The organism is Pseudomonas sp. RW10S2, assembly GCF_014268985.1.
GTDB lineage: Bacteria > Pseudomonadota > Gammaproteobacteria > Pseudomonadales > Pseudomonadaceae > Aquipseudomonas > Aquipseudomonas wayambapalatensis.
Genome location: NZ_JABWRO010000060.1, coordinates 1 through 19,928 on the forward strand (window position 1 = coordinate 1; position 19,928 = coordinate 19,928).

Annotated in this window: 19 protein-coding genes; 13 read left to right on the top strand and 6 right to left on the bottom strand. The window is 63.4% G+C overall.

Going from position 1 to position 19,928, the window contains the following annotated elements; translation table 11 throughout:
* Positions 1-20: 20 nt before the first annotated feature.
* Complete coding sequence (locus tag HU729_RS14370; RefSeq protein ID WP_186710662.1) at positions 21-500, bottom strand: transporter substrate-binding domain-containing protein; 480 nt, start codon at positions 498-500, stop codon at positions 21-23.
* Positions 501-731: 231 nt separating this feature from the next.
* On the opposite strand from HU729_RS14370, the gene HU729_RS14375 reads away from it, so the two are divergent.
* Positions 732-1,208: a DUF4399 domain-containing protein gene (locus HU729_RS14375; protein ID WP_186710663.1), complete on the top strand. Its 477-nt coding sequence runs from the start codon at positions 732-734 to the stop codon at positions 1,206-1,208.
* A gap of 119 nt (positions 1,209-1,327) precedes the next feature.
* Here the strand turns inward: HU729_RS14375 and serA are convergent, their stop codons facing one another.
* Complete coding sequence (gene serA, locus HU729_RS14380; RefSeq protein ID WP_054891120.1) at positions 1,328-2,557, bottom strand: phosphoglycerate dehydrogenase; 1,230 nt, start codon at positions 2,555-2,557, stop codon at positions 1,328-1,330.
* Between the two features lie 172 nt (positions 2,558-2,729).
* On the opposite strand from serA, the gene HU729_RS25650 reads away from it, so the two are divergent.
* The 4 genes from HU729_RS25650 to HU729_RS14405 all read left to right on the top strand — a co-directional run bounded on the left by HU729_RS25650 (position 2,730) and on the right by HU729_RS14405 (position 6,892).
* Positions 2,730-4,127 carry an FAD-binding oxidoreductase gene (locus HU729_RS25650; RefSeq protein ID WP_186666094.1) on the top strand — a complete coding sequence of 466 codons (1,398 nt, stop codon included), beginning with the start codon at positions 2,730-2,732 and terminating at the stop codon, positions 4,125-4,127.
* A 28-nt stretch (positions 4,128-4,155) separates the two neighbouring features.
* Positions 4,156-4,821, top strand: coding sequence for a fumarylacetoacetate hydrolase family protein (locus HU729_RS14395; protein ID WP_186710664.1), 666 nt, complete (start codon positions 4,156-4,158; stop codon positions 4,819-4,821).
* Between the two features lie 156 nt (positions 4,822-4,977).
* Positions 4,978-5,898 carry an SdiA-regulated domain-containing protein gene (locus tag HU729_RS14400; RefSeq protein ID WP_186665524.1) on the top strand — a complete coding sequence of 307 codons (921 nt, stop codon included), beginning with the start codon at positions 4,978-4,980 and terminating at the stop codon, positions 5,896-5,898.
* A gap of 88 nt (positions 5,899-5,986) precedes the next feature.
* On the top strand, positions 5,987-6,892 hold the full coding sequence (locus HU729_RS14405) for an SdiA-regulated domain-containing protein (RefSeq protein ID WP_186710665.1): 906 nt from the start codon (positions 5,987-5,989) through the stop codon (positions 6,890-6,892).
* Between the two features lie 134 nt (positions 6,893-7,026).
* Here the strand turns inward: HU729_RS14405 and rpiA are convergent, their stop codons facing one another.
* A complete protein-coding gene (rpiA, locus tag HU729_RS14410; protein WP_054891125.1) occupies positions 7,027-7,701 on the bottom strand; it encodes a ribose-5-phosphate isomerase RpiA in 675 nt (224 codons plus the stop codon).
* Positions 7,702-7,835: 134 nt separating this feature from the next.
* Here rpiA and ilvA point away from each other — a divergent pair, with 134 nt between their 5' ends.
* A complete protein-coding gene (ilvA, locus tag HU729_RS14415) occupies positions 7,836-9,350 on the top strand; it encodes a threonine ammonia-lyase, biosynthetic (protein ID WP_186665527.1) in 1,515 nt (504 codons plus the stop codon).
* A gap of 94 nt (positions 9,351-9,444) precedes the next feature.
* Positions 9,445-9,870 carry a DUF2269 domain-containing protein gene (locus HU729_RS14420; RefSeq protein ID WP_186710666.1) on the top strand — a complete coding sequence of 142 codons (426 nt, stop codon included), beginning with the start codon at positions 9,445-9,447 and terminating at the stop codon, positions 9,868-9,870.
* Positions 9,871-9,924: 54 nt separating this feature from the next.
* Here the strand turns inward: HU729_RS14420 and HU729_RS14425 are convergent, their stop codons facing one another.
* Positions 9,925-10,581 (bottom strand): HAD family hydrolase, encoded by a 657-nt coding sequence (locus HU729_RS14425; protein WP_186665529.1) that lies wholly within the window; start codon positions 10,579-10,581, stop codon positions 9,925-9,927.
* A gap of 144 nt (positions 10,582-10,725) precedes the next feature.
* Between HU729_RS14425 and HU729_RS14430 the strand changes: the two genes are divergently transcribed.
* Together HU729_RS14430 and ptsP are read left to right on the top strand one after the other, a co-directional pair.
* Complete coding sequence (locus HU729_RS14430; RefSeq protein ID WP_029614755.1) at positions 10,726-11,205, top strand: RNA pyrophosphohydrolase; 480 nt, start codon at positions 10,726-10,728, stop codon at positions 11,203-11,205.
* 22 nt (positions 11,206-11,227) lie between these two features.
* Positions 11,228-13,501: a phosphoenolpyruvate--protein phosphotransferase gene (gene ptsP, locus HU729_RS14435; protein WP_186710667.1), complete on the top strand. Its 2,274-nt coding sequence runs from the start codon at positions 11,228-11,230 to the stop codon at positions 13,499-13,501.
* Between the two features lie 73 nt (positions 13,502-13,574).
* Here ptsP and HU729_RS14440 read toward each other — a convergent pair whose 3' ends face one another.
* On the bottom strand, positions 13,575-14,324 hold the full coding sequence (locus tag HU729_RS14440) for an NRDE family protein (RefSeq protein WP_186665531.1): 750 nt from the start codon (positions 14,322-14,324) through the stop codon (positions 13,575-13,577).
* Between the two features lie 130 nt (positions 14,325-14,454).
* Between HU729_RS14440 and HU729_RS14445 the strand changes: the two genes are divergently transcribed.
* Genes HU729_RS14445 through HU729_RS14455 form a run of 3 tightly spaced genes read left to right on the top strand, consistent with a single transcriptional unit; the run spans position 14,455 to position 17,079 of the window.
* Positions 14,455-15,237 carry a sulfite exporter TauE/SafE family protein gene (locus HU729_RS14445; protein ID WP_063541683.1) on the top strand — a complete coding sequence of 261 codons (783 nt, stop codon included), beginning with the start codon at positions 14,455-14,457 and terminating at the stop codon, positions 15,235-15,237.
* A gap of 10 nt (positions 15,238-15,247) precedes the next feature.
* Positions 15,248-16,057 carry a prolipoprotein diacylglyceryl transferase gene (gene lgt, locus HU729_RS14450; protein ID WP_054891132.1) on the top strand — a complete coding sequence of 270 codons (810 nt, stop codon included), beginning with the start codon at positions 15,248-15,250 and terminating at the stop codon, positions 16,055-16,057.
* A 50-nt stretch (positions 16,058-16,107) separates the two neighbouring features.
* A complete protein-coding gene (locus HU729_RS14455; protein ID WP_186710668.1) occupies positions 16,108-17,079 on the top strand; it encodes a thymidylate synthase in 972 nt (323 codons plus the stop codon).
* A gap of 46 nt (positions 17,080-17,125) precedes the next feature.
* Here the strand turns inward: HU729_RS14455 and cadR are convergent, their stop codons facing one another.
* Positions 17,126-17,569: a cadmium resistance transcriptional regulator CadR gene (cadR, locus tag HU729_RS14460; RefSeq protein WP_054891134.1), complete on the bottom strand. Its 444-nt coding sequence runs from the start codon at positions 17,567-17,569 to the stop codon at positions 17,126-17,128.
* Positions 17,570-17,668: 99 nt separating this feature from the next.
* Here cadR and HU729_RS14465 point away from each other — a divergent pair, with 99 nt between their 5' ends.
* On the top strand, positions 17,669-19,927 hold the full coding sequence (locus HU729_RS14465) for a heavy metal translocating P-type ATPase (protein WP_186710670.1): 2,259 nt from the start codon (positions 17,669-17,671) through the stop codon (positions 19,925-19,927).
* Position 19,928 lies beyond the last annotated feature (1 nt).

Consider the following 19,928-nt stretch of genomic DNA (forward strand, 5'->3'; position numbering starts at 1 on the left):
GCGAAGAGAACGCCGCGATATCACTGCTGCGCCGCCGTCTTCTCGAACCACTTCTGCTCGAGCTCCGCCATCCGCCCACTGTCCTTGAGCCGCTGGAGGGCATTGTTCAGCGTGCTTTCGAAGGCCGGATTGTCCTTCTGGAACGGGATCACCAGCTTCTTCTCACCAAACGTCTGGCTGGCATCCAGCGCGCTTTCAGTCGCAGGCTGTTCGCTCGCGGGTGTCAATGCGATGTCGTACTTGCCACTCTCCACGCCTGTCAGCACTTCGTCGGCGGGCGCCTCGATGAATTCCGCGCGCAGGTCCATCTCGCGGGCCAGGTCTTGGCCGAACTCGATGTCGAACCCGGTCAGGTGCTCGTTTTCCTTGAAGGCGTAGGGGGCATTGTCGGCTTGCACGGCGATGCGCAGTTCACCCCGGTCGTTGATTTCGTCGATCAGCTCTGCCTGGGCCAGGGGGCTGATGAGTACTGCCAGCAGTAGGCCAATGGTCAAACGCATGAATATCCCTTTTTATATCTCGGCAGATGAATGTCATTCGCCGTGGCTTTCTTGTTTTGCCGCGGTCGAACGCAGCCTATGACCCCGACATCGTGCTTAGGTTTACGCCGTCGCTGAAATTTTCATGCCGGCATTTTTGAACCTGCGGGCCGGTAACTGGACTATGGTGAAGTACCACCTCGCTTCGTTTAAGTGATAGCGGTCAATTGAAGTGAATGACAGGAGAAGTGAATGAAAAGCCCAGTGTCGCGTGCTGCCCTTGCCGGTCTGCTGATGGGGGCCTCGCTGTTTGCCAGCGCTGCCGATGCCTTGAAAAGCCAGGAGCCACCGAAAGACGCCAAGGTCTTCATCGTCTCCCCGGCCGATGGCGCCACGGTCGACAAGACCTTCACCGTCAAGTTCGGCATCGAGGGTATCGCGCTCAAGCCGGCTGGCGACCAGACCCCGCACTCCGGGCACCATCACCTGCTGGTGGATGTCGACAAGGCGCCTGTAGCTGACCAGCCATTGCCGACCAGCCTGATGCCCGAGGGCAACCAACCCCTGCCAGCCGGGCCGCAGGTGCTGCATTTCGGCAAGGCGCAGACCGAGGCGACCATCACCCTGACCCCGGGCAAGCACACCCTGCAACTGGTGCTGGGCGACCAGTACCATGTGCCGTTCAAGCCAAGCGTCGAGTCGAAGAAGATCACCGTCAATGTGAAGTGATGCCTGGAAGCTTCGCGGCGCTTCGGCGCCCCGATTCGACCGCGAAGCAGAACACTCGGATCGCGCAGGCAAAAAAAGGGAGGCCACCAGGGCCTCCCTTCTTCATGCAGCCATCAGGCTCAGAACAGGACGCGCGAGCGGATGGTGCCCTTGACGTGCTGCAGTTTCTCTTGCGCCAGGTCCGAGTACTCGGCGTCGACGTCGATGACCACGTAACCCACTTTCTCGTCGGTCTGCAGGAACTGACCGGAGATGTTGATGCCGTTCTCGGCGAAGACCTTGTTGATCTCGCTGAGTACGCCCGGGATGTTTTCGTGGATGTGCAGCAGGCGGTGCTTGCCCGGGTGCGCCGGCAGGGCCACTTCAGGGAAGTTGACCGAGGATACGGACGTACCGTTGTCGCTGTACTTGACCAGCTTCTCGGCCACTTCCAGGCCGATGTTGGCCTGGGCTTCGGCGGTCGAACCACCGATGTGCGGGGTCAGGATCACGTTGTCCAGGCCACGCAGCGGGCTTTCGAACTCTTCGTCGTTCGAGCGCGGCTCGACCGGGAACACGTCGATGGCGGCGCCGATCAGGTGCTTGTCCTTGATCGCGGCAGCCAGGTGATCCAGTTCGACCACGGTGCCACGGGCAGCGTTGATCAGGATCGAGCCCTTCTTCATCGCGCGGATTTCCTTCTCGCCGATCATCCACTGGGTGGATGGCAGCTCAGGCACGTGCAGCGAGACGATGTCGGCCAGGCCCAGCAGTTCGTTGAGGCTGGTGACCTGGGTGGCGTTGCCCAGAGGCAGCTTGGTCAGCGGGTCGAAGAAGTAGACCTGCATGCCGACGCTTTCGGCCAGAACCGACAGCTGGGTGCCGATCGAGCCGTAGCCGACGATGCCGAGCTTCTTGCCGCGGATCTCGAAGGAGTTGGCCGCGCTCTTGATCCAGCCACCGCGGTGGCAGGAGGCGTTCTTCTCGGGGATGCCGCGCAGCAGCAGGATGGCTTCGGCCAGCACCAGTTCGGCAACCGAACGGGTGTTGGAGTACGGCGCGTTGAACACCGCGATGCCGCGCTCGCGGGCCGCGTTCAGGTCAACCTGGTTGGTGCCGATGCAGAAGCAGCCGACCGCGACCAGTTTCTTCGCACAGTCAAAGACTTCTTCAGTCAGTTGAGTGCGCGAGCGGATGCCGATGAAGTGGGCGTCCGCGATCTTTTCCTTCAGTTGCGCATCCGGCAGTGAGCCAGTGAGGTACTCGATGTTGGTGTACCCGGCAGCCTTGAGGGTGTCCACAGCATTCTGGTGGACGCCTTCGAGAAGAAGGAACCTGATCTTGCTCTTGTCGAGAGAAGTCTTGCTCATCTGCGTAAACCTGTATCCCGGAGAAAAAATGGCGAGGGGGGCAAAGCGGCGCGGCGACGGGCCTTAGCACGATCGACGGGAGGGCTATGCTAGCATACGCGACACCGTCTGAGCTTATCCCGACAGGTGAAGAGTGCTCAGGGTGACCATGAATCATTCGAGAGTTCTGGCGATGACCCACGCTGCGGTAATTGATGAGCTGAAGACCCTGGTCGACCCTGGCAAGGTCCTGACCGACCCCGCCTCGCTCGAAGCGTACGGCAAGGACTGGACCAAGCACTACCCGCCGGCGCCGACCGCCATCGTCTTGCCCAAGACCACCGAGCAAGTCCAGGCCATCGTGCGCTGGGCCAACCGCCACAAGGTCGCGCTGGTGCCGTCCGGCGGACGCACCGGCCTGTCGGGCGCTGCGGTCGCTGCCAATGGCGAAGTCGTGGTGGCTTTCGACCAGATGAACCAGATTCTCGCCTTCAACGAATTCGACCGCACCGTGGTCTGCCAGCCGGGCGTGATCACCCGCCAGTTGCAGCAGTTCGCCGAGGACCAGGGCCTGTACTACCCGGTCGATTTCGCCTCGAGCGGATCCAGCCAGATTGGCGGCAATATCGGCACCAATGCCGGCGGGATCAAAGTCATTCGCTACGGCATGACCCGTAACTGGGTGGCAGGCCTGAAGGTCGTCACCGGCAAGGGCGAACTGCTGGAGCTCAACCGCGACCTGATCAAGAACGCCACCGGCTACGACCTGCGCCAGCTGTTCATTGGTGCCGAGGGCACCCTGGGCTTCGTGGTCGAGGCGACCATGCGCCTGGACCGCGCGCCGCGCAACCTCACGGCGATGGTGCTCGGCACGCCGGACTTCGACTCGATCATGCCGGTGCTGCACGCCTTTCAGGGCAAACTCGACCTGACCGCCTTCGAGTTCTTCTCCGACAAGGGCCTGGCCAAGATCATGGGTCGCGGCGACGTGCCGGCGCCGTTCGACACGCCATGCCCCTTCTATGCGCTGCTGGAGTTCGAGGCCAGCACCGAGGAAGTGGCCAACGAAGCCCTGGCCACCTTCGAGCACTGCGTCGAGCAGGGCTGGGTGCTCGATGGGGTGATGAGCCAGAGCGAGACGCAGCTGAAGAACCTGTGGAAGCTGCGTGAGTACCTGTCCGAGACCATCTCCCACTGGACGCCCTACAAGAACGATATTTCCGTCACCGTCTCCAAGGTGCCGGCGTTCCTGCGTGATATCGATGCGGTGGTCGGCGAACACTACCCCGACTACGAAGTCGTCTGGTACGGGCATATCGGCGACGGCAATCTGCACCTGAACATCCTCAAGCCCGATCACATGAGCAAGGACGATTTCTTCGCCTCCTGCACCAAGGTCAACAAATGGGTGTTCGAGATCGTCGAGCGCTACAACGGTTCGATCTCTGCCGAACACGGCGTGGGCATGACCAAGCGGGACTACCTCGGCTACAGCCGCTCGGCAGATGAAATCGCCTGCATGAAAGCGATAAAGGCGGTGTTCGACCCGAACGGCATCATGAATCCGGGTAAGATCTTCGCACCTGAATAAGAAAGCAGTATCCAGAGGAGTCGGCCCCATGAGTTACCAGCACCAGTACGTAGACGGCACGCGCATCCACTTCACGCTGGGCAAGGTGGTGTGCATCGGCCGCAACTACGCCGAGCATGCCAAGGAACTGGACAACCCCATCCCCAGCGAGCCGCTGCTGTTCATCAAGCCCGGCAGCTGCGTGGTGCCACTGGAAGGCGGCTTCAAGATCCCGACCGACCGCGGTTCGGTGCACTACGAGGCCGAGATTGCCGTGCTGCTGGGCAAGCCACTGTCGACCAAGCCGACAGTCGAAGAGGTGCTGGATGCCATTTCCGGCTACGCCCCGGCCCTGGACCTGACCCTGCGTGACGTACAGGCCAAGCTGAAGGAGAAGGGCCTGCCGTGGGAGCTGGCCAAGAGCTTCGACGGCGCCTGTGTATTGCCGCCGTTCGTCGCCGCATCCAGCTTCGAGGACGTGACCGACATTCCGGTACGCCTGACCATCAATGGCGAAGTGCGCCAGGATGGCAACAGCGCAATGATGCTCAACCCTATCGTGCCGATCATCCAGCACATCGCTGCGCACTTCTCCCTGCAGGCGGGTGACGTGATTCTCACCGGTACTCCGGCCGGTGTCGGGCCGTTCAATGTCGGTGATGAGCTGGTGCTTGAGCTGCCGGGTGTCAGCCGCTTCGAGAGCCGCGTGCTTTGATCTGACTGCGGGTCGTCCTTTTCGCGGGTAAACCCGCTCCTACAGGGATTTGTACAGCCTTGTGAGAGCGGTTTTACCCGCGAACGATTTACCGTTTTTTTCACACCGCATCTGGATAATGCGCGGGTCTTCGCCCATTTACCCAGGACCCCCTGCATGCCAGCACCCTCCAGCGCCCCAGCTTCCACCAAGCGTCGTTTCTACCTGCGCTGGCCGTTCGCCCTGGCTGTGGCAGCGGTGATCGGTTATGGGGTGGCCATCGCCATGCACTGGGACGACCGTGGCTTGCTATGGGTCAAGGAGCGTTTCGAGAGCCGTGCCGAGCGCATTGAAAGCGTCTGGCTGCCGGACTACCTGGTAGACATCGACGCCAAGCCGTTGCCGGGCATGGACGACGACGAAGCCTCGGACCTGTCGTTCAATCCGCAGACCCGCACGCTGTTTGCAGTGATGGGCAAGAACCCCTTCCTGGTCGAACTCACGCTCGATGGCGACGTGTTGCGCAAGATTCCGCTGGTGGGTTGGGAAAATCCTGAAGGCCTTGCCGTGCTGGAAAACGGGCTGATCGCGATCGTTGATGAGCGCAACCATGACCTGACGCTGGTAAAGGTGGACGCGAGTACCTCGACGCTCAATCACGACGACTTCCCCAGCTATGACCTGGGCAAGTCGGTCAAGAGCAACAAGGGCTTCGAGGCCATCGCCTGGGACTCGCTGCGCCAGCGCCTGATCATCGGCGAAGAGCGTCCGCCGCGTCTGTTTGCCTGGAGCACCGACGGTCGCGGGCCGCTCAAGGGCGACAAGCAGCTACTGCCCAGTGACGAGCTGGACCTGCGCAACCTGTCGGCGCTGGCGGTCGATCCACGCACGGGCCACCTGCTGGTGCTGTCGGCTGACTCGAACATGCTGCTGGAGCTGGACGAGAAGGGCGAACAGGTCAGCTTCATGACCTTGCTCGGGGCGTTCAACGGCCTGGGCAGCCGTGTGCCTCGGGCCGAAGGTGTGACCATGGACGATCAGGGCAACCTGTACATGGTCAGCGAGCCCGCGCTGTTCTATCGCTTCAAGAAGCACTGACAGGATTATCGGAATTCTCTGATGATGGCCTTAAGCTTTATTTCAGCTATGAATGATTAGATTCGGCATCCTCCGTCGAGTCCTCTTCATGCGCCGTCATCTTCGTTCGTTTCTCTTTCTTCTGGCTTTCTCCGTGCTGGCGGTGCTTGGCGTGGCGGGGCACGAGTTCCGCCTGTTCGAGCGCGGCTGGTTCAACCTCAAGAGCTGGTGGCAGCCGACCGAGCAAGGCATCGGCCTGGATCGCTACCAGGTGGTGATCGAGGCTCAGCCCATCGAGGGGCTGGACGACGATGTCTCGGCGCTCACCTACGATCCTGACCGCAAGACCCTGTTCACCGTCACCAACGCCCGCTCCGAGCTCATCGAGCTTTCGCTGGACGGGCGCATCCTGCGCCGTGTGCCGCTGACCGGTTTCGGTGATCCCGAGGCCGTGGAGTACGTCGGGCCGAACAGCTACGTGATCACCGATGAGCGTCAGCAGCGCCTGATCCGTGTGCGCCTGGACGACGACACGCTGTTTCTCGACGCCAACGACGCCGAACAGCTCACCCTGGGCATCGGCCTGAACGGCAACAAGGGCTTCGAGGGGTTGGCCTACGACTCTGCCGGCAAGCGCCTGTTCGTCGCCAAGGAGCGTGACCCGATGCTGATCTACGAGGTGCACGGCTTCCCCCATGACAATCCGGAGCAGCCCTATGCGGTGCATGTTGTGCAGGACCGCAAGCGCGATTCGCGGTTGTTCGTGCGCGACCTGTCGAGCCTGCAGTTCGATGAACGCAGCGGGCATCTGCTGGCGCTGTCGGACGAATCACGGCTGGTGCTGGAGCTGGATGTGAAGGGGCGGCCGCTGAGCACCCTGTCATTGCGCAAGGGGTATCAGGGCCTGAAGAAGACAGTGCCGCAGGCTGAGGGGATCGCCATGGACGATGCCGGGACCATTTACCTGGTGAGTGAGCCGAACCTGTTCTATGTGTTCAGGCAATCGGCTGAGTAGGTGTAGTTCAGGGCTCTGTGGGGGCAGTGGTCTTTGATGTGTCAGTGCTGGCCTATTCGCGGGCAAGCCCGCTCCCACAGGGAGATTTGGGCTGGCCTTGATTTTGAACAAGACAGTTGCTCCAACAGGCCGGTTTACTCGGCCTTCAGGCTCTTCACGCCTTCTGAAGTCCCCAGCAGCAGCAAATCTGCCGGACGCGCCGCGAACAGGCCATTGGTGACCACGCCCACGATCGCATTGATCTGGCTTTCCAGCTCCACCGGGTTGGTGATCTGCAGGTTGTACACGTCGAGGATGACGTTACCGTTGTCGGTCACCACGCCTTCGCGGTACACCGGGTCGCCGCCCAGCTTGACCAGCTGGCGCGCCACGTGGCTGCGGGCCATCGGGATCACCTCGACCGGCAGCGGGAAGGCGCCAAGCACCGGCACCAGCTTGCTGGCGTCGGCGATGCAGATGAAGGTCTTGGCCACTGCCGCGACGATCTTCTCGCGGGTCAGGGCCGCACCGCCGCCCTTGATCAGGTTCAGGTGCGCATCGCTCTCGTCGGCGCCGTCGACGTAGAACTCCAGCTCGCTGACGCTGTTCAGCTCATAGACCGGAATGCCATGACCCTTCAGACGCTGTGCGGTGGCCTCGGAGCTGGCGACGGCGCCGTCGAAGGCGGTCTTGTGCTGGGCCAGGGCGTCGATGAAGAAGTTGGCGGTCGAACCGGTGCCGACGCCGACGACGCTCTTTTCATCCAGCTTGGGCAGAATGAAGTCGACAGCGGCCTGGGCGACGGCCTGTTTGAGTTGGTCCTGGGTCATGCGGGCTCCGAGAGGGGCGGGAGGTTTTCTGAAGTCGCCTAGTATAACGAGTCCGGCGGCTTTGCTGTGGTCGCCCGACAGGGCGCTGGGGTAGACTTCCAGCCCTTGTCCCGCGGCCCAGTGATGTTTCCAAGATGCTCGAACAGTACGTCAAGAAGATCCTCACCTCGCGCGTCTACGACGTCGCTGTCGAAACCCCGCTGCACAACGCCGGGCAACTGAGCAAGCGCCTGGGCAACCAGATCCTGCTCAAGCGCGAGGACCTGCAGCCGGTGTTCTCCTTCAAGATCCGCGGGGCGTACAACAAGCTGGCGCAACTGAGCGCCGAAGAGCTGGCGCGCGGCGTGGTCACCGCTTCTGCCGGCAACCATGCCCAGGGCGTGGCCCTGGCTGCGCGGGAGCTGGGCATCAAGGCGACCATCGTGATGCCCAAGACCACGCCGGAGATCAAGGTCGAGGGTGTGCGCTCGCGTGGCGGCAAGGTGGTGCTGCACGGCGACTCCTTCCCCGAGGCGCTGGCCTATTCGCTGAAGCTGGTCGAGGAGAAGGGCTTCGTCTACATCCATCCCTACGACGATCCCCACACCATCGCCGGGCAGGGCACCGTGGCCATGGAAATTTTGCGCCAGCACCCGGGCCGCCTGGACGCGATCTTCGTGCCGGTCGGCGGTGGCGGGCTGATTGCCGGGATCGCAGCCTATGTGAAGTACCTGCGCCCCGAGATCAAGGTGATCGGTGTCGAGCCCGACGATTCCAATTGCCTGCAGGCCGCCATGGCTGCGGGCGAGCGTGTGGTGTTGCCGCAGGTGGGGCTGTTCGCCGACGGTGTCGCGGTGGCGCAGATCGGCCAGCACACCTTCGATATCTGCAAGGATCATGTCGATGAGGTGGTCACTGTCAGCACCGATGAGATCTGCGCAGCAATCAAGGATATCTACGACGATACCCGCTCGATCACCGAGCCTGCCGGCGCTCTTGGCGTAGCGGGCATCAAGAAGTACGTCGAGTTGACCGGTGTCTCGGGGCAGACGCTGGTGGCCATCGACTCCGGTGCCAACGTCAACTTCGATCGCCTGCGTCACGTGGCCGAGCGCGCCGAGCTGGGCGAAAAGCGCGAGGCGATCATCGCCGTGACCATCCCGGAGCGTCCGGGCAGCTTCAAGGCCTTCTGCGAGGCTATCGGCAAGCGCCAGATCACTGAGTTCAACTACCGTTACCACGCCGACAAAGAGGCGCACATCTTCGTCGGCGTGCAGACCCATCCAGAGACCGACCCGCGCGCCGCCCTGGTTCAGCACCTGACCGAGCAGGGCTTCCCGGTAACCGACCTGACCGACAATGAACTGGCCAAGTTGCATATCCGCCACATGGTCGGCGGCCACTCGGCGGCGGCCAGCGATGAGCTGGTGCTGCGTTTCGAGTTCCCTGAGCGTCCGGGGGCGCTGTTCAACTTCCTCAACAAGCTGGGCGGGCGCTGGAACATCTCGATGTTCCACTACCGCAACCACGGCGCGGCGGATGGTCGTGTGGTGGCTGGGCTGCAGGTGCCGGATGACGAGCGTCACCTGGTGCCCGAGGCGCTGGCCAAGATCGGCTATCCCTACTGGGATGAAACCGATAACCCGGCGTACAAGCTGTTCCTGGGTTGAGCGGCTACGCTTGGCATGAAGGCAACGCCTTACCTGTAGGCGCGGGCTTGTCCCGCGATGAGGCCGAAAAAAGTCTTTCAAGGACCCGCACGCGATGGAACACCTGACCACCCTCAAGACCCTGCATATCCTCGCCACCGCACTGTTGATCCTCGGTGCGCTGGGCCTGGCGACCTGGACCTTGCGTGCCCGCCGCCAGGGCGATGCCGGGGCCTACGCCAAACTGCTGCGTCGGCCGCTGGTATTCGTCTGGCTGGTGATGGGGCTGTGCCTGCTGAGCATGCCGTTCACCGGCTGGTGGCTGGTGCACCTGGTCGGCTGGCCGTTGGGCCAGACCTGGGTGCTGGCCTCCAGCATCCTCTATACCCTGGGCGCTTTCGCCGTGTGGTGGCTGCTGGTGCGGCTGAACCGCCTGCGCAAGGCCGAACCTGCCGGGCTGCGTCTGACGCTGGCGCTGGCGGTGTTCAGTGGGGTGTGCTTCCTGTCGATTGCAGGATTGATGGGGGCCAAGCCGGTCTGATGCGTCTGCGGGGCCCTTTTCACGGGTAAACCCATTGAAGAGAGCCCCGCGATCTCAATCGCGTAACGAAATCACCGGCCAGCCGCGCCGCTCGGCCTCTGCACGCAGCTTCGGGTCCGGGTCCACCGCCACCGAGTGCGTCACCTGCTCCAGCAACGGCAGATCATTCAGCGAATCGCTGTAGAAGTAGCTGTCTTCCAGGTCGTAGCCGTTCTCCAGCATCCAGCGCTTCAGGCGCGTCACCTTGCCTTCACGGAAACAGGGTATATCGGTGCTACGCCCGGTGTAGCGCTCGCCATCACGCTCGCATTCGGTGGCCAGCAGGGTACGCACGCCCAGGCGGCGGGCGATGGGCGCGGTGACGAAGCGGTTGGTGGCAGTGATGATCACCAGCTTGTCGCCAGCCTCGCGGTGCTGCTGTAGCAGGGCGAGCGCCTTGGGCAGGATGATCGGCTCGATGCAGTCGCGCATGAATTCGCGGTGCCATTGGTCGAGCTGGGCAGGTTCGGTGGCGGCGAAGATCTCCATCGAGAACGCCAGGTAGGCCTGCAGGTCCAGGGTGCCGTTGAGGTAATCCTGATAGAAGGCGTCGTTGCGTTGCTTGTAGGCGATGGGGTCGAGGATGCCCCGCTCACACAGGTAGTCACCCCAGGCGTGATCGCTGTCGCCGCCGAGGAGGGTATTGTCCAGGTCGAATAAAGCCAGGCGCATGGGTTTTCTCGCAGAAGCCTCCGGGAAGAAGTCCCGCAGAATACGGAGTTTTCACCTCGCTGCACATAAGCTATGGCGGGTGCGTTGCTGCGCTCGCAAGCTTTGTGGAACAATGCGGTGACATGCGTTTTCGAGGTTGCTGCCGTGATCGACCCGGATGGTTTTCGCCCCAATGTCGGGATCATTCTCACGAATGATGCCGGGCAGGTGCTATGGGCTCGGCGGATCAACCAGGATGCCTGGCAGTTTCCACAGGGTGGCATCAACCCTGACGAAACCCCAGAAGATGCCCTGTACCGCGAGCTGAACGAAGAAGTTGGCCTGGAACGCGAGGATGTGGAAATTCTTGCCTGCACCCGAGGCTGGTTGCGTTATCGTTTACCCCAGCGCCTGGTCCGCACGCACAGCCAGCCGCTGTGCATCGGCCAGAAGCAGAAGTGGTTCCTGCTGCGGCTGGTAAGCAACGAACAGCGGGTGCGGATGGACCTGACCGGAAAACCGGAATTCGATGGCTGGCGCTGGGTCAGCTACTGGTATCCGCTGGGTCAGGTGGTGACATTCAAGCGCGAGGTGTATCGCCGCGCCCTGAAAGAGCTAGCCCCGCGCCTGTTGACGCGCGACTGACGACGGAGTCCGACCCCGAGCCATGCTCAATACGCTGCGCAAGATCGTCCAGGAAGTGAACTCCGCCAAAGATCTCAAGACGGCGTTGGGTATCATTGTCTTGCGCGTCAAGGAGGCCATGGGCAGCCAGGTATGCTCGGTCTACCTGCTCGACCCGGAGACCAACCGTTTCGTGCTGATGGCCACCGAAGGCCTGAACAAGCGCTCGATCGGCAAGGTCAGCATGGCCCCCAACGAAGGCCTGGTCGGCCTGGTCGGCACCCGCGAGGAGCCGCTGAACCTCGAGAACGCGGCGGATCACCCGCGCTACCGCTACTTCGCCGAAACCGGCGAGGAACGCTTCGCCTCCTTCCTTGGTGCCCCCATCATCCACCACCGTCGCGTGGTCGGGGTACTGGTGATCCAGCAGAAGGAGCGGCGCCAGTTCGATGAAGGCGAAGAAGCCTTCCTGGTGACCATGAGCGCCCAGCTTGCCGGGGTTATCGCCCACGCCGAGGCCACCGGCTCGATACGCGGCCTGGGCCGCCAGGGCAAGGGTATCCAGGAAGCACGTTTCGTCGGTGTACCGGGCTCGCCGGGCGCTGCCGTCGGCCGCGCGGTGGTCATGCTGCCGCCTGCCGACCTCGAAGTGGTCCCGGACAAGACCGTCGAAGACATCGATGGCGAGCTCAAACTCTTCAACAACGCCCTCGAAGGGGTGCGCGCCGACATGCGCAAGCTGTCGGCGAAGCTTGCGACCCAGCTGCGCCCCGAAGAGCGTGCGCTGTTCGATGTGTACCTGATGATGCTCGAAGATGCTGCCCTCGGTGGCGAAGTGGCCGAGGTCATCAAGACCGGCCAGTGGGCCCAGGGCGCGCTGCGCCAGGTGGTCGGCGAGCACGTCAGCCGCTTCGAGCTGATGGATGACGATTACCTGCGCGAGCGCGCCTCGGACGTCAAGGACCTCGGCCGCCGCCTGCTGGCCTACTTGCAGGAGGCCCGCTCGCAGACGCTGGTCTACCCCGACAACACCATCCTGGTCAGCGAGGAGCTGACCCCCGCGATGCTCGGCGAAGTGCCGGAAGGCAAGCTGGTCGGCCTGGTGTCGGTTTTGGGCTCGGGCAACTCCCACGTGGCGATCCTGGCCCGGGCCATGGGCATCCCGACGGTGATGGGCCTGGTCGACCTGCCGTATTCCAAGGTCGATGGCATCGAGATGATTCTCGACGGCTACAAGGGCGAGGCCTACACCAACCCCAGCGATGTGCTGCGCAAGCAGTACAGCGACGTGGTCGAGGAAGAACGCCAGTTGGCCCAGGGGCTCGATGCCCTGCGCGAGCTGCCGTGCATCACCCCCGACGGCCACCGCATGCCGCTGTGGGTCAACACCGGTCTGCTGGCCGACGTGGCCCGGGCCCAGCAGCGTGGCGCCGAGGGCGTGGGCCTGTACCGCACCGAAGTGCCGTTCATGATCAACCAGCGCTTCCCCAGCGAAAAGGAACAGCTGGCGATCTACCGCGAGCAATTGGCGGCCTTCCACCCGCTGCCGGTGACCATGCGCACGCTGGACATCGGCGGTGACAAGGCGCTGTCCTACTTCCCGATCAAGGAAGAAAACCCCTTCCTCGGCTGGCGCGGCATTCGCGTCACCCTCGACCACCCGGAAATCTTCCTGGTACAGACCCGCGCCATGCTCAAGGCCAGCGAGGGGCTGAACAACCTGCGTATCCTGCTGCCGATGATCTCTGGCATCCATGAGCTGGAAGAGGCGCTGCACCTGATCCACCGTGCCTGGGGCGAAGTGCGTGACGAAGGCACCGATGTGCCGATGCCCCCGGTTGGCGTGATGGTGGAGATTCCGGCTGCCGTTTACCAGACCAAGGAACTGGCGCGTCAGGTCGACTTCCTCTCGGTCGGCTCCAACGACCTCACGCAGTACCTGCTGGCGGTCGATCGCAACAACCCGCGGGTCGCCGACCTGTACGACTACCTCCATCCCGCGGTGCTGCAAGCCTTGCAGACCGTGGTGCGCGATGCCCACGCCGAAGGCAAGCCGGTGAGTATCTGCGGCGAGATGGCTGGTGATCCGGCAGCGGCGATCCTGCTCATGGCCATGGGCTTCGACAGCCTGTCGATGAACGCCACCAACCTGCCGAAGGTGAAGTGGATGCTGCGTCAGATCAACATGAGCAAGGCCCGCGAGCTGCTGACCGAAGCCATGACCCATGACAACCCGCAGGTTATCCACAGCTCGTTGCAACTGGCGCTGAAGAACTTGGGGCTGGCGCGGATGATCGGACCTAACAAGAGCCTCTGATGGTTCACAGGCCCCTTCGCGGGCAGGCCCGCTACCCACAGGGGTGGGCTTGCCCGCGAAGGGGCCTGAGAAGTCACACGAGATTCAGTTCCACTTCCCCTAGATGCCCACCAAAGGGCCCGAAACTGCGCTCGATCATCCGCCTTCTGCCCTGATCATCCACGATCAGCACGGTACTTGCCCGCGTCCCGTAATTCTGGCTGGCAATGAACACACTCGACAGCAACCGCTCGGTCGCCAGCCCTACGCCGGTCTCCGGCAACTCACCATCTTGTGCTTGCCCACCATCGGCCAGCAGCGCCAGTAGCTGCTGCGGGTCTGCCGATTCCAGCGCCTGGCCCAGCGCCGAGCGCGCCTTCACCAGTTTTGGCCACGGCGTATCCAGCCCGGCGTTGGACAGCCCGTACACGCCGGGTGACAGCAGCCGTGGCGCCGGGTCGCGGGCGTGCAGATAGCCTAGCCGCTCGCCATCGCCCACCAGCAGGTTGAACCCCGAGTACTGCGCGCTGCGGCTGGCAACCTGGTCCAGATACGCCTCGACGCCCAGGTCTCCCTGCAGGAAGGCCGCCACCAGTTCTCCGCGCGAGCGTGGCCCGAGCGGCTGGCGAGGGTCGCGGATATTGGTCAGCGCCGCGAAACGCCCGGCCGGGCCGATACCCAGCCAGGTGCCGCCGGCTTCGAGGTCGCGCCCGGCATGTACGCCATGGGCATCGTCCCAGGGGGCGAGCGCCTGGGTAGGGCGGGCATAGAACTCGTCGCGGTTGGCCGCGACGATCAGCGGCAGGGCGTGCCCCGGCCGCCAGGCGAATACGATCAGGCACATGGGGTGGCCTCAGTGTTTTGTGCCACTCTACCCACAGCCTGCCTGCACTTCCATCACCTGACACAGAGTTCACTAGAGGCGCGGCCCCGGCTTCCGTTACCATGCCGGATCGTATTCACAGGGTCGGCGAATGGAATTCGTACTCTATCTGCTGTTGGGCGCCTGCGCCGGCGTACTGGCGGGGCTCTTCGGCGTGGGCGGCGGCATCATCATCGTGCCGGTGCTGGTGTTCAGCTTCACCCTGCAGGGCTTCGATGCCTCGATCCTCACGCACCTGGCGGTCGGGACTTCGCTGGCGACCATCGTCTTCACCTCGATCAATGCCGTGCTGGAGCACCACCGCAAGGGGGCCGTACAGTGGCCGGTGTTCCTGTGGATGACTGTCGGCATCCTCATCGGCGCCGGCATTGGCGCCAAGACCGCCTCGTTGATCCAGGGGCCGATGCTGCAGAAGATCATCGGCGTGTTCGCCCTGCTGGTGTCGCTGCAGATGGCTCTCGACCTCAGGCCCAAGGCCAGCCGTGGCATCCCCGGCAAGCCTGGGCTGATCGCGGCGGGTGGGGTGATCGGCTGGGCCTCGGCGATCTTCGGTATCGGTGGTGGCTCGCTCACGGTGCCTTTTCTTACCTGGCGTAGCCTGCCCATGCAGAAGGCCGTGGCCACCTCGTCGGCCTGCGGCTTGCCAATCGCCCTGGCCAGTGCCCTGAGCTTCATGATCCTGGGCTGGAACGAAACGCATCTGCCCGCGCACAGCCTGGGCTACGTCTATCTCCCCGCGCTGGTCGGCATTGCCGTCACCAGCATGTTTTTCGCCCGCTTCGGCGCGCGTCTGGCGCACAAGCTGTCGCCGCGCCTGCTCAAGCGCCTGTTTGCCGCGCTGCTGTTCTGCGTCGGCCTTAGCTTTTTGATCTAGAGGAACCACCATGCTGCCTTACCCGCAGATCGACCCCGTGGCCGTGGCCCTCGGGCCGCTGAAAATCCACTGGTACGGCCTGATGTACCTGATCGGCATCGGCGGTGCCTGGCTGCTCGCCTCGCGCCGGCTGAACCGCTTCGACCCGACCTGGAACCGCGAAAAGCTCTCCGACCTGGTTTTCTGGCTGTCGATGGGCGTGATCGTCGGCGGGCGCTTGGGCTACGTGCTGTTCTACGACCTGCACCAGTACCTGGCCAACCCGACGCTGATTTTCGAAGTGTGGAAAGGCGGCATGTCGTTCCATGGCGGCTTCATCGGCGTGATGCTGGCAGCGCTGTGGTTCGGCAAGCGCAACAACAAGTCGTTCTTCGAGCTGATGGACTTCGTCGCGCCGCTGGTGCCGATCGGCCTGGGTGCCGGGCGTATCGGCAACTTCATCAATGCCGAGCTGTGGGGCAAGCCGACCGACGTGCCATGGGCGATGATCTTCCCGCCGTTCAGCGATCCGGCGCAGTTGCCGCGTCACCCCTCGCAGCTGTACCAGTTCGCACTGGAGGGTGTGGCACTGTTCCTGATCCTCTGGCTGTTCTCGCGCAAACCACGCCCCACCATGGCGGTTTCCGGCATGTTCGCGCTGTTCTACGGGATCTTCCGCTTCATCGTCGAGTTCGTCCGCGTACCGGACGCACAGCTGGGTTACCTGGCGTGGGGCTGGCTGACCATGGGTCAGATTCTCTGCATACCGATGATCGTCGCTGGCCTCGCCTTGATCTGGTGGGCTTATAATCGCAAACCCACGGCGACACCCGCCCACTGATAATTCCACGGCAGGGGCGATCCCCCTGCCGTGCTTGCTACAGGTAGGCCATGAAACAGTATCTAGACCTGGTTCGCGACGTCATCGAGAACGGCACGCTGCAGGGCAACCGCACCGGTATCCGCACTATCAGCCTGCCGGGCGCCATGTTGCGCTTCGACCTGCAGAAGGGTTTCCCGGCTATCACCACACGCAAGCTGGCGTTCAAGTCGGCGATCGGCGAGATGGTCGGTTTCTTGCGCGGCGTGAAGAACGCCGGCGAGTTTCGCGACCTCGGCTGCAAGGTCTGGGACCAGAACGCCAACGAGAACGCCCAATGGCTGGCCAACCCCTTCCGCCAGGGTCATGACGACCTCGGCGAGATCTATGGCGTGCAATGGCGCCAATGGCCAGGCTACAAGCGCATCCCGCTGAGCAACACGGCCGCCATCGAAATGGCGGAAAAGGCCGGTTTCCGCCAGATCGCCAAGGACGAGGAAGATGGCCAGGCATTCGTCATCCTCTACAAGGCCATCGACCAGGTGCGCCAGTGCCTGGACACCATCGCCAACGACCCGGGCAGCCGACGCATCCTGTTCCACGGCTGGAACTGCGCCCAGCTCGACGAGATGGCGCTGCCGCCCTGCCATCTGCTGTACCAATTCCACCCCAATGTCGAGACGAAGGAAATTTCCCTCACGCTCTACATTCGCTCCAATGACCTGGGCCTGGGCACACCGTTCAACCTCACCGAAGGTGCGGCCCTGCTGTCGCTGTTCGGGCGCCTGACCGGCTATACCCCGCGCTGGTTCACCTACTTCATCGGCGATGCCCATGTGTACGAGAACCACCTGGACATGCTCAACGAGCAGCTCAAGCGCGAGCCGCTGGAGGCACCGAAGCTGATGATCAGCGACCGTGTGCCGGCGTTTGCCGAGACCGGTGTGTATGAGCCGGAGTGGCTGGAGAAGATCGAGCCGAGTGATTTCTGGCTGGAAGGGTATGAGCATCATGCGCCGATGACGGCGCCGATGGCGGTCTGATTCGAGGCCGCGTCGCTCTTTTCACGGGCAGAGGCCTTTACCGGCCTCAATGCCCGTGACTACGCCCCACATGCGAATGCTCGGTCTCCGGCACCGACACCGCGCCATTGACCTCCAGCTGCTGCAAGATCGCGCACTCATCCCCCTGCGCATTGCACTGCCTGCGTAACTCCACCAGCTGCGTCTGCAGCGCCATCAGACCGTCGATCCTCGCCTGCACATGCTCGATATGCTCGTCGATCAGCGCATTGACGCTGCCGCACGCACCTTCGGGGGTGTCGCGCAGGCGCAGCAGGCTGCGGATTTCGTCGAGTGTCATGTCCAGGGTTCGGCAGTTGCGGATGAAGGTCAGACGCTCCACATGGGCCTGGGTGTACAGGCGGTAGTTGCCGTCGGTGCGGGCGGGTTCGGGCAGCAATTGCTCGCGCTCGTAGTAGCGGATGGTTTCCACGGCGCAGTCGGTGGCCTTGGCCAGTTCTCCGATCTTCATGACGAAATCTCCATTGGATCGCTTGACCCTATAGTGGCTACAGGGTGTTCACTTGGCAACAACCCCCCGTCAGTGGGCACTCTCCATCAGGGCGAACCTATGAACCAGCCTGTCAGTCACGACCACGACCACAAGCACGATCATGGCCATGAGCATGGCGCCAAGTCCTCCTGCCACGACACCCAGGCCCACAGCTGCTGTGCCAGCAAAGCGGCGCCGGCCTTCGTGCAACTGACCGAAAAGGCCAGCGACCAGGCGCGCCTCAGCCGTTTTCGCATCGAAGCGATGGACTGCCCGACCGAGCAGACCTTGATCCAGGACAAGCTGGGCAAGCTTGCTGGCATCGAGCAGTTGGAGTTCAACCTGATCAACCGCATCCTCGGCGTGCGCCACACCCTCGACGGCACCGTGCAGATCGAGCGTGCCATCGACAGCCTGGGCATGAAGGCCGAGCCCCTGGCTGCAGACGACGATGGCAGCGCCAGCGCCCCTGTTGCCCACAAGACCCGCTGGTGGCCATTGGCATTGTCGGGTATTGCCGCGATTGGCGCCGAAATCGTGCACTTCTCCGCGCTGGCGCCGGAGTGGGTGGTGGCCTTGCTGGCACTGGCAGCCATCCTCGGCTGCGGCCTGGGCACCTACAAGAAGGGCTGGATCGCGCTCAAGAACCGTAACCTCAACATCAACGCGCTGATGAGCATCGCCGTGACCGGTGCCGTGCTGATCGGCCAGTGGCCGGAGGCGGCGATGGTCATGGTGCTGTTCACCATCGCCGAACTGATCGAGGCACGCTCGCTGGACCGGGCGCGCAACGCCATCAGCGGCCTGATGCAACTGACGCCAGACATGGCCACCGTGCAACAAGCGGATGGCCAGTGGCGCGAGGTCGAGGTGCGCGAGGTGGCCATCGGTGCACGGGTGCGGGTGCGCCCGGGCGAGCGGATCGGCCTGGATGGCGAGGTGGTCAGTGGGCAATCCAGCGTCGATCAGGCACCGATCACCGGCGAAAGCCTGCCTGTCGAGAAGACTGTGGGCGACAAACTCTTCGCTGGCACCATCAACCAGGCCGGTGCCCTTGAGTTCCGCGTCACGGCTGGCGCCGGGCAATCGACCCTGGCACGCATCATCAAGGCGGTGGAAGAGGCGCAAGGCGCGCGGGCGCCGACCCAGCGCTTCGTCGATCAGTTCTCGCGCATCTACACCCCCGCCGTGTTCGCCGTGGCCTTGGCCGTGGCGATCATCCCGCCGCTGTTCATGGCCGGTGCCTGGTTCGACTGGGTCTACCGTGCCCTGGTGCTGCTGGTGGTGGCCTGCCCGTGCGCGCTGGTGATCTCGACCCCGGTGACCATCGTCAGCGGCCTGGCTGCGGCGGCGCGCAAGGGCATCCTGATCAAGGGCGGTGTCTATCTCGAGGGCGGGCGCAAGCTGGATTTCCTGGCCCTGGACAAGACCGGCACCATCACCCACGGCAAGCCAGTGCAGACCGACTTCAAGGCGCTCGACCCGCTATTCGAGGATCGCGCCCAGGCCTTGGCCGCGAGCTTGGGAGAGCGTTCCGACCACCCGGTGTCGCGCGCTATTGCCCAGCATGCCAAGGCGCAGAACATCGCCCTCAGCGATGTCATGGAGTTCGCCGCGCTGGCCGGGCGCGGTGTGCGTGGCGAGATCGATGGCCAGGCCTATCACCTGGGCAACCATCGACTGGTCGAGGAACTGGGCCTGTGCTCGCCTGCGCTGGAAGCTCAGCTCGACCAGCTCGAGCGCCAAGGCAAGACCGTCGTGCTGCTGCTCGACCGCTCCGGCCCGCTGGCACTGTTCGCCGTGGCCGATACCGTGAAGGACAGCAGCCGCCAGGCCATCGCCGAGTTGCATGAGCTGGGGATCAAGACGGTCATGCTGACCGGCGACAACCCGCACACGGCCCAGGCCATCGCTGCCCAGGTGGGTATCGATCGCGCCGAGGGCAACCTGCTGCCTGCCGACAAACTCAAGACCATCGAAGACCTCTACGCTCAAGGCCACCGCGTGGGCATGGTCGGCGATGGCATCAACGACGCCCCGGCCCTGGCCCGCGCCGAGATCGGCTTCGCCATGGCGGCGGCCGGCACCGACACCGCCATCGAAACCGCGGATGTGGCGCTGATGGACGACGACTTGCGCAAAATCCCGGCGTTCGTCAGGCTGTCGCGCCAGAGCGCTGCGATCCTCATCCAGAACATTGTCCTGGCACTGGGGGTCAAGGCGATATTCCTGGCAATCACCTTTGCCGGCATGGCCACCCTGTGGATGGCAGTGTTCGCCGACATGGGCGTGAGCCTGCTGGTGGTGTTCAACGGCTTGCGCCTGTTGCGCAAATAAC

What these genes read in the sequence shown, in the direction of transcription:
- HU729_RS14370 (WP_186710662.1), bottom strand. Translation starts at nt 500, where the DNA reads ATGCGTTTGACCATTGGCCTACTGCTGGCAGTACTCATCAGCCCCCTG.
- HU729_RS14375 (WP_186710663.1), top strand. Translation starts at nt 732, where the DNA reads ATGAAAAGCCCAGTGTCGCGTGCTGCCCTTGCCGGTCTGCTGATGGGG.
- serA (WP_054891120.1), bottom strand. Translation starts at nt 2,557, where the DNA reads ATGAGCAAGACTTCTCTCGACAAGAGCAAGATCAGGTTCCTTCTTCTC.
- HU729_RS25650 (WP_186666094.1), top strand. Translation starts at nt 2,730, where the DNA reads ATGACCCACGCTGCGGTAATTGATGAGCTGAAGACCCTGGTCGACCCT.
- HU729_RS14395 (WP_186710664.1), top strand. Translation starts at nt 4,156, where the DNA reads ATGAGTTACCAGCACCAGTACGTAGACGGCACGCGCATCCACTTCACG.
- HU729_RS14400 (WP_186665524.1), top strand. Translation starts at nt 4,978, where the DNA reads ATGCCAGCACCCTCCAGCGCCCCAGCTTCCACCAAGCGTCGTTTCTAC.
- HU729_RS14405 (WP_186710665.1), top strand. Translation starts at nt 5,987, where the DNA reads ATGCGCCGTCATCTTCGTTCGTTTCTCTTTCTTCTGGCTTTCTCCGTG.
- rpiA (WP_054891125.1), bottom strand. Translation starts at nt 7,701, where the DNA reads ATGACCCAGGACCAACTCAAACAGGCCGTCGCCCAGGCCGCTGTCGAC.
- ilvA (WP_186665527.1), top strand. Translation starts at nt 7,836, where the DNA reads ATGCTCGAACAGTACGTCAAGAAGATCCTCACCTCGCGCGTCTACGAC.
- HU729_RS14420 (WP_186710666.1), top strand. Translation starts at nt 9,445, where the DNA reads ATGGAACACCTGACCACCCTCAAGACCCTGCATATCCTCGCCACCGCA.
- HU729_RS14425 (WP_186665529.1), bottom strand. Translation starts at nt 10,581, where the DNA reads ATGCGCCTGGCTTTATTCGACCTGGACAATACCCTCCTCGGCGGCGAC.
- ptsP (WP_186710667.1), top strand. Translation starts at nt 11,228, where the DNA reads ATGCTCAATACGCTGCGCAAGATCGTCCAGGAAGTGAACTCCGCCAAA.
- HU729_RS14440 (WP_186665531.1), bottom strand. Translation starts at nt 14,324, where the DNA reads ATGTGCCTGATCGTATTCGCCTGGCGGCCGGGGCACGCCCTGCCGCTG.
- HU729_RS14445 (WP_063541683.1), top strand. Translation starts at nt 14,455, where the DNA reads ATGGAATTCGTACTCTATCTGCTGTTGGGCGCCTGCGCCGGCGTACTG.
- lgt (WP_054891132.1), top strand. Translation starts at nt 15,248, where the DNA reads ATGCTGCCTTACCCGCAGATCGACCCCGTGGCCGTGGCCCTCGGGCCG.
- HU729_RS14455 (WP_186710668.1), top strand. Translation starts at nt 16,108, where the DNA reads ATGAAACAGTATCTAGACCTGGTTCGCGACGTCATCGAGAACGGCACG.
- cadR (WP_054891134.1), bottom strand. Translation starts at nt 17,569, where the DNA reads ATGAAGATCGGAGAACTGGCCAAGGCCACCGACTGCGCCGTGGAAACC.
- HU729_RS14465 (WP_186710670.1), top strand. Translation starts at nt 17,669, where the DNA reads ATGAACCAGCCTGTCAGTCACGACCACGACCACAAGCACGATCATGGC.